Here is an 8,112-nt window from a genome sequence, read left to right as displayed (position 1 = left end):
GCTCCTCCTAAATCGTGGGGGGCGGCCGGCGGGCCCCGGCCCCCCCGGGGGGGGGCCGGCCCGGGGGGGGGGGGGGGGGGGGGGGCGCCCCCCCCCCCCCCCCCCCGCCGGCGGCGCTCAGCGCAGGAAGGGGTCCACCGCGATCGCCAGGAACAGCACCGACACATAGGTGATGGACCAGTGGAACAGCCGCATCTCCTTGAGCTTGGCGCCCGTCACCTCGGCCCTGGCCCGGTTCTGCAGCGCGTGCGCCTCCCACAGCCACCAGCCGCCCGCCGCCAGGGCGACCGCGGTGTAGAACCAGCCGGTGTAGCCCAGCGGGGTCAGCAGCAGCGACACCGCGACCATCACCCAGCTGTAGATCACGATCTGCCGGGCGACCACCTTGTTGGAGGCGATGACCGGCAGCATCGGCACGCCCACGCGCGCGTAGTCGTCCTTGACCTTCATGGACAGCGGCCAGTAGTGCGGCGGCGTCCAGAAGAAGATGACCATGAAGAGGACGACCGGGGCCCACGACAGCGAGTTCGTGACGGCCGACCAGCCGATCAGCACCGGCATGCAGCCGGCGATGCCGCCCCACACGATGTTCTGCGACGTGCGGCGCTTGAGGATCATCGTGTAGACGACCACGTAGAACAGCAGCGCGCCGAGGGAGAGCCAGGCCGACAGCCAGTTGACGGTGAGGCCGAACAGCAGCGTCGAGACGACCGCCAGCGTGATGCCGAAGGCGAGGCACTCGCGGGGGCCGACCATGCCGGTGACCAGGGGGCGCTGCGAGGTGCGGTCCATCAGCGCGTCGATGTCGCGGTCGAGGTACATGTTCAGCGCGTTGGCGCCGCCCGCGGACAGGTAGCCGCCGAGGCAGGTGAGCAGCACCAGCGTCAGGTCGGGCACACCCTGCTCGGCGAGGAACATCACCGGGACCGTGGTGATCAGCAGCAGCTCGATGATCCGCGGCTTGGTCAGTGCCACGAACGCCTTGACACGGGCCCCGAACGGCCGGTGACTGGAGCTCCTGCTCTCCCCCAGCACCCCCGCTGGACGGGATTCGACGGCCGTCACGCACACCCCTACAGAGACATCCCAGCAAGCCCGCCCGCGTGAAGTACGGGTAAAGGCTCGCGCGTACCACGCCACTGTAGACGTTGCCCATATCCCGGCCTCCGTGGGGGTGGGGTCGTGTTGGCGGACGTGATCCGACGGGCGCACAGCAGCTCGATCGAGCACCCGGATGAGCGGCCCCGTCTTCACCTGTCACCTGCGGTTCCGGGCGGTCGGCAGGCGCGCCGCGAAGAGTCCCGGCAGTCTGTGACGACACGCAAAAACGCACGTACTTCCGGGGGTAGGCTCGACACGGCCGGCCGACGCACGGACACGCCGGCCCCCGGTGGGCGCCCACGTGCACCGGACTACGACATGTGGAGAGGAGCCCTGACCCAGGGTGAGCACCAAGCCGACCACCACAGACTTCGACTGGACCGAGTTGGACCAGCGTGCCGTCGACACCGCGCGTGTCCTGGCCGCCGATGCCGTACAGAAGGTCGGCAACGGCCATCCGGGTACGGCGATGAGCCTGGCGCCGGCCGCCTACACCCTCTTCCAGAAGGTGATGCGGCACGACCCGGCGGACGCGGACTGGGTCGGACGGGACCGCTTCGTGCTGTCCGCCGGCCACTCGTCGCTGACTCTCTACATCCAGCTGTACCTGGCCGGCTTCGGCCTGGAGCTGGAGGACCTGAAGTCCTTCCGCACCTGGGGCTCCAAGACGCCGGGCCACCCCGAGTACGGGCACACCGTGGGCGTGGAGACCACCACCGGCCCGCTCGGCCAGGGCGTCGCCAACGCCGTCGGCATGGCCATGGCCGCCCGCTACGAGCGCGGCCTGTTCGACCCGGAGGCCGCCCCCGGCGAGTCCCCCTTCGACCACTTCGTCTACTGCATCGCCGGGGACGGCTGCCTGCAGGAGGGCATCTCCGCCGAGGCCTCCTCCCTGGCCGGCCACCAGAAGCTCGGCAACCTGATCCTGCTGTGGGACGACAACCACATCTCGATCGAGGGCGACACCGCCACCGCCGTCTCCGAGGACACCGTCAAGCGGTACGAGGCCTACGGCTGGCACGTGCAGCGCGTGGCGCCGCAGGAGAACGGCGACCTGGACCCGCGGGCGATCTTCGAGGCGATCCAGCGGGCCAAGGAGGTCACGGACCGGCCGTCCTTCATCGCGATGCGCTCGATCATCGCCTGGCCGGCGCCGAACGCGCAGAACACCGAGGCCGCGCACGGCTCGGCGCTGGGCGAGGACGAGGTCGCGGCCACCAAGCGGGTCCTCGGCTTCGACCCGGCCAAGACCTTCGAGGTCGCCGAGGAGGTCATCGCCCACACCCGCAAGGCCCTGGACCGGGGCGAGGCGGCCCGTGCCGTGTGGGAGAAGTCCTTCCAGCAGTGGCGGGACAACAACCCCGAGCGGGCCGCCGAGTACGACCGGGTCAGCAGGGGCGAGCTGCCCGCGGGCTGGGAGGAGAAGATCCCGGTCTTCGAGGCGGGCAAGGCGGTCGCCACCCGTGCCGCGTCCGGCAAGGTGCTCCAGGCGCTCGGCGCGGTGATCCCCGAGCTGTGGGGCGGCTCCGCCGACCTGGCCGGCTCGAACAACACCACCATCGACAAGACGTCGTCGTTCCTCCCGGCGGACAACCCGCTGCCGGAGGCCGACCCGTACGGCCGCACCATCCACTTCGGCATCCGCGAGCACGCGATGGCCGCGGAGATGAACGGCATCGCCCTGCACGGCAACACCCGCATCTACGGCGGCACCTTCCTGGTGTTCTCCGACTACATGCGCAACGCCGTGCGGCTGTCGGCGCTGATGCACCTGCCGGTGACGTACGTGTGGACGCACGACTCCATCGGCCTGGGCGAGGACGGCCCCACCCACCAGCCCGTCGAGCACCTGGCCGCGCTGCGCGCCATCCCGGGCCTGAACATCGTGCGCCCGGCCGACGCCAACGAGACCGCCATCGCCTGGCGGGAGATCCTCAGGCGCTGGACGAAGGAGTTCGGCAAGGGGCAGCCGCACGGCCTGGCCCTCACCCGGCAGGGCGTGCCGACGTACGAGCCCAACGAGGACGCGGCGCGCGGCGGGTACGTGCTGTTCGAGGCCGAGGGCGGCGAGGCGCAGGTCATCCTCATCGCCACCGGATCCGAGGTGCACGTCGCCGTGGAGGCGCGCGAGCGGCTCCAGGCCGAGGGCGTGCCCACGCGGGTGGTGTCGATGCCGTCCGTGGAGTGGTTCGAGCAGCAGGACCAGGGGTACCGGGACAGCGTCCTGCCGCCGTCGGTGAAGGCCCGAGTCGCGGTGGAAGCCGGGGTCGGACTGACCTGGCACAAGTACGTCGGGGACGCCGGCCGCATCGTTTCCCTGGAGCACTTCGGCGCGTCCGCCGACGGCAAGGTCCTTTTCCGCGAGTTCGGCTTCACTGCGGAGAACGTGGCGGCCGTGGCCCGGGAATCGATCGCCGCAGCACAGCGCTGACGCTCATACACGACACGTAGGAGATGGAATTTCCATGACCGACGCACTGAAGCGCCTCTCCGAGGAAGGCGTCGCGATCTGGCTGGACGACCTGTCGCGCAAGCGGATCACGTCCGGCAACCTCGCTGAGCTGATCGACCAGCAGCACGTCGTGGGCGTCACCACCAACCCGACGATCTTCCAGAAGGCGATCAGCGAGGGCGACGGCTACGACCAGCAGCTGTCCGACCTCGCCGCCCGCCGGGTGACGGTCGAAGAGGCCATCCGCATGATCACCACGGCGGACGTCCGGGACGCCGCCGACATCCTGCGGCCCGTCTTCGACGCCACCGGCGGCCAGGACGGCCGGGTCTCCATCGAGGTGGACCCGCGCCTGGCGCACGACACCAAGGCGACGGTCGCCGAGGCCAAGCAGCTCGCCTGGCTGGTGGACCGCCCCAACACCCTGATCAAGATCCCGGCGACCGAGGCGGGCATCCCGGCCATCGCCGAGGTCATCGGCCTGGGCATCAGCGTCAACGTCACGCTGATCTTCTCCCTGGAGCGCTACCGGAAGGTCATGGACGCGTTCCTGACCGGCCTGGAGAAGGCGAAGGAGCGCGGCCTGGACCTGTCGCAGATCCACTCCGTGGCGTCCTTCTTCGTCTCCCGCGTCGACACCGAGATCGACAAGCGGATCGACGCGCTCGGCACGGACGAGGCCAAGGCCCTGCGCGGCAAGGCCGCGGTCGCCAACGCGCGCCTGGCCTACCAGGCCTACGAGGAGGTGTTCGGCTCCGAGCGCTGGCAGGCGCTGGAGAAGGCCGGCGCCAACAAGCAGCGCCCGCTGTGGGCGTCGACCGGGGTGAAGGACAAGGCGTACAGCGACACGATGTACGTCACCGAGCTGGTCGCGCCGAACACGGTGAACACCATGCCGGAGGCCACGCTGCTGGCCACCGAGGACCACGGCGAGATCACCGGCAACACCGTCGCCGGCACCTACGAGCAGGCCCGTGCCGACCTGGACGCGGTCGAGGCGCTCGGCATCAAGTACGACGACGTGGTGCAGCTGCTGGAGAAGGAGGGCATCGAGAAGTTCGAGGCGTCCTGGAACGACCTGCTGAAGTCGACCGAGGCGGAGCTCAAGCGCCTCGCCCCCGCGGAGGGCTGAACAGGTGTCGAGCGGCAATCCGCTGCGTGATCCGGCCGACCGGCGGCTTCCGCGGATCGCGGGGCCGTCGGGGCTGGTCATCTTCGGTGTCACGGGTGATCTGTCCCGCAAGAAGCTGATGCCGGCCGTGTACGACCTGGCCAACCGGGGGCTGCTGCCGCCGGGGTTCTCGCTGGTGGGGTTCGCCCGCCGGGAGTGGGCCCATGAGGACTTCGCGCAGGAAGTGCACGACGCGGTCAAGGAGCACGCCCGCACCCCCTTCCGGGAGGAGGTCTGGCAGCAGCTGATCCAGGGCATGCGGTTCGTGCAGGGCACCTTCGACGACGACGCCGCCTTCGAGCGGCTGCGCGCCACGATCGAGGAGCTGGACAAGGCGCAGGGCACCGGCGGCAACTTCGCCTTCTACCTGTCGGTGCCGCCGTCGGCGTTCCCGGTGGTCATCCGGCAGCTGAAGAAGCACCGGCTGGCGGAGCAGCGCGACGGTTCCTGGCGGCGGGCGGTGATCGAGAAGCCGTTCGGGCACGACCTGGCCTCGGCCGAGGAGCTGAACGCGCTGGTGCACGAGGTGTTCGCGCCGGAGCAGGTGTTCCGCATCGACCACTACCTGGGCAAGGAGACGGTCCAGAACATCCTGGCGCTGCGCTTCGCCAACCAGCTGTTCGAGCCGATCTGGAACCGGTCCTTCGTGGACCATGTGCAGATCACCATGGCCGAGGACATCGGCATCGGCGGCCGGGCGGGCTACTACGACGGCATCGGCGCGGCGCGGGACGTCATCCAGAACCACCTGCTGCAGCTGATGGCGCTGACCGCGATGGAGGAGCCGGCCTCCTTCGACGCCGATGCGCTGGCGGCGGAGAAGACCAAGGTGCTCGGCGCGGTGCGGCTGCCGCGGGACCTGGCCCGGTCCACGGTGCGGGCCCAGTACACGGCCGGCTGGCAGGGCGGGGCGAAGGTGATCGGCTACCTGGAGGAGGAGGGCATCGACCCGAAGTCCACCACCGACACCTACGCGGCGATCAAGCTGGAGGTGGACAACCGCCGCTGGGCGGGGGTGCCGTTCTACCTGCGCACCGGCAAGCGGCTGGGCCGCCGGGTGACGGAGATCGCGGTGGTCTTCCAGCGTGCTCCGCACTCGCCGTTCGGCGCCACCGCCACCGAGGAGCTGGGCTCGAACGCGATCGTGATCCGGGTCCAGCCCGACGAGGGGGTCACCGTCCGGTTCGGCTCCAAGGTGCCGGGCACGTCGATGGAGATCCGGGACGTGTCGATGGACTTCGCCTACGGCGAGTCCTTCACCGAGTCCAGCCCGGAGGCCTACGAGCGGCTGATCCTGGACGTGCTGCTGGGCGACGCCAACCTCTTCCCGCGCACCGAGGAGGTGGAGCTGTCCTGGAAGATCCTCGATCCGATCGAGGAGTTCTGGGCCGCCCACGGCACTCCGGCCCGGTATCCGGCCGGGACCTGGGGGCCGGCCGAGGCGGAGGAGATGCTGCGGCGAGACGGACGGAGCTGGCGCCGGCCATGAGGACAGACCTGACCGACACCACGGCCAGCAAGATCAACAAGGCGTTGGTGCAGGGCCGCCGCGCCATCGGCACCCCGGCCGTGGGCATGGTGCTCACCCTCGTCATCGTCACCGACGAGGAGAACGCCTACGACGCCCTCAAGGCGGCCAGCAACGCCGCCCACGAGCACCCCGCCCGCACCCTGGTCGTCGTCAAGCGCGTCTCGCGCTCGCCGCGCGACCGCACGCAGTCCCGGCTGGACGCCGAGGTCCGGGTGGGCGCCGACGCGGGCACCGGCGAGACGGTGATCCTGCGGCTGTACGGAGAGATCGTCGACCACGCCGACTCGGTGGTGCTGCCGCTGCTGCTGCCGGACGCGCCGGTGGTGGTGTGGTGGCCGGTGAACGCGCCGCTCGACCCGGCGAAGGACCCGCTGGGCGCCCTCGCCCAGCGCCGGATCACCGACCTGTACGCCGCCGAGGAGCCGATCCGGGAGCTGGCCGCGCGGGCGGACGCCTACACGCCGGGCGACACCGACCTGGCCTGGACCCGGATCACGCCGTGGCGCTCGATGCTGGCGGCCGCCCTCGACCAGGTCGACTGCGAGGTCCAGGCCGTCGACGTGGAGGGCGAGGAGTTCAACCCGAGCTGTGAGCTGCTGGCGATGTGGCTCGCGGACCGGCTGGACGTCCCCGTCACGCGTTCGCTGTCCGGCGGACCGGGTCTGACGGCGGTCCGCATGGACACCGACTGCGGCCCGATCGTCCTGGACCGCGCGGACGGCTCGCTCGCGACCCTGTCCATACAGGGCCAGCCGGCCCGCGCGGTGGCGCTGAAGCGGCGGGACACGGCCGAGCTGATCGCGGAGGAGCTGCGGCGCCTGGACCCGGACGACACGTACGCGTCGTCGCTGCGGTACGGGGTGGACCGGCTGAAGCCGGCGAGGGACCCGGAGCCGGCGCGGCCGGCGGCCAAAGGAGAACCCGCGAGCGGCGGGGAGGAGCCGGTCGCGGTCCCCGCTCCCGTCGAGACCGCTGCGAAAGCACCCGCGGCGGAAGCGACGGCGAAGGCGCCGGTGAAGCAGGAGTCCCCCACCCCGGAACCGGTGCGGAAGGCGGCGAAGTGAGTACGGCACCCCAGCTCGTCGTGCACCGCGACAAGGAGCTGATGGCCCAGGCCGCGGCGGCCCGGCTGATCACGAAGATCGTGGACGCGCAGGCCTCCCGGGGCTCGGCGTCCGTGGTCCTCACCGGAGGCCGCAACGGCAACGGGCTGCTCGCCGCGCTGGCCGCCGCGCCGGCCCGGGACGCCGTCGACTGGAGCCGCCTGGACCTGTGGTGGGGCGACGAGCGGTTCCTGCCGGAGGGCGACCCGGAGCGCAACGTCACGCAGGCGCGGCAGGCGCTGCTGGACGCGGTGCCGGTGGACCCCGAGCGCGTGCACGCCATGCCCGCGTCGAACGGCCCGTACGGCACGGACGTGGAGGCGGCGGCGGCCGCGTACGCCCAGGAGCTGGCGCGGGCGGCGGGACCGGAGAACCACGGCCCCGTCCCGGTGTTCGACGTGCTGATGCTGGGTGTCGGCCCGGACGCGCACGTGGCGTCGCTCTTCCCCGAGCTGCCGGCGGTCCGGGAGACGGAGCGGACGGTGGTCGGCGTGCACGGCGCGCCCAAGCCGCCGCCGACCCGGATCACGCTCACGCTGCCGGCGATCCGCGCGGCCCGCGAGGTGTGGCTGCTGGCGGCCGGCGAGGACAAGGCGCAGGCCGCGGCGATCGCCCTGTCGGGCGCGGGTGAGATCCAGGCTCCGGCGGCGGGTGCGTACGGCCGGGCCCGCACGCTGTGGCTGCTGGACGCGGCGGCGGCCGCGCAGCTGCCGCGGTCGCTGTATCCGCCGGCGTCGCCGTGACGGCGACGGCG

Annotated in this window: 6 protein-coding genes; 5 read left to right on the top strand and 1 reads right to left on the bottom strand. The window is 71.5% G+C overall.

Going from position 1 to position 8,112, the window contains the following annotated elements; all coding sequences use genetic code 11:
• Nucleotides 1–117 precede the first annotated feature (117 nt).
• Nucleotides 118–1,071, bottom strand: a complete 954-nt coding sequence (locus tag ACIBAI_RS10015; RefSeq protein ID WP_399032677.1) for a heme o synthase — start codon at nucleotides 1,069–1,071, stop codon at nucleotides 118–120.
• A 373-nt stretch (nucleotides 1,072–1,444) separates the two neighbouring features.
• On the opposite strand from ACIBAI_RS10015, the gene tkt reads away from it, so the two are divergent.
• Genes tkt through pgl form a run of 5 tightly spaced genes read left to right on the top strand, consistent with a single transcriptional unit; the run spans nucleotide 1,445 to nucleotide 8,101 of the window.
• Nucleotides 1,445–3,532, top strand: coding sequence for a transketolase (gene tkt / locus ACIBAI_RS10010; RefSeq protein WP_399032675.1), 2,088 nt, complete (start codon nucleotides 1,445–1,447; stop codon nucleotides 3,530–3,532).
• Nucleotides 3,533–3,566: 34 nt separating this feature from the next.
• Nucleotides 3,567–4,685 (top strand): transaldolase, encoded by a 1,119-nt coding sequence (tal, locus tag ACIBAI_RS10005; RefSeq protein WP_399032673.1) that lies wholly within the window; start codon nucleotides 3,567–3,569, stop codon nucleotides 4,683–4,685.
• A gap of 4 nt (nucleotides 4,686–4,689) precedes the next feature.
• Nucleotides 4,690–6,213, top strand: a complete 1,524-nt coding sequence (zwf, locus tag ACIBAI_RS10000) for a glucose-6-phosphate dehydrogenase (RefSeq protein WP_399032671.1) — start codon at nucleotides 4,690–4,692, stop codon at nucleotides 6,211–6,213.
• Nucleotides 6,210–7,319 (top strand): glucose-6-phosphate dehydrogenase assembly protein OpcA, encoded by a 1,110-nt coding sequence (gene opcA, locus ACIBAI_RS09995; RefSeq protein ID WP_399032669.1) that lies wholly within the window; start codon nucleotides 6,210–6,212, stop codon nucleotides 7,317–7,319. The genes zwf and opcA overlap by 4 nt, the downstream gene beginning before the upstream one ends.
• A complete protein-coding gene (gene pgl, locus ACIBAI_RS09990; protein WP_399032667.1) occupies nucleotides 7,316–8,101 on the top strand; it encodes a 6-phosphogluconolactonase in 786 nt (261 codons plus the stop codon). The genes opcA and pgl overlap by 4 nt, the downstream gene beginning before the upstream one ends.
• Nucleotides 8,102–8,112 lie beyond the last annotated feature (11 nt).

It is taken from the genome of Streptomyces sp. NPDC051041 (genome assembly GCF_044456065.1).
Lineage (GTDB): Bacteria > Actinomycetota > Actinomycetes > Streptomycetales > Streptomycetaceae > Streptomyces > Streptomyces glaucus.
The sequence above is the reverse complement of the archived record's forward strand: the minus strand, read 5'-3'. Positions and strand labels throughout refer to the sequence as shown.

Coding starts and splice junctions, on each gene's coding strand:
- tal (WP_399032673.1), top strand. CDS start 3,567: ATGACCGACGCACTGAAGCGCCTCTCCGAGGAAGGCGTCGCGATCTGG.
- opcA (WP_399032669.1), top strand. CDS start 6,210: ATGAGGACAGACCTGACCGACACCACGGCCAGCAAGATCAACAAGGCG.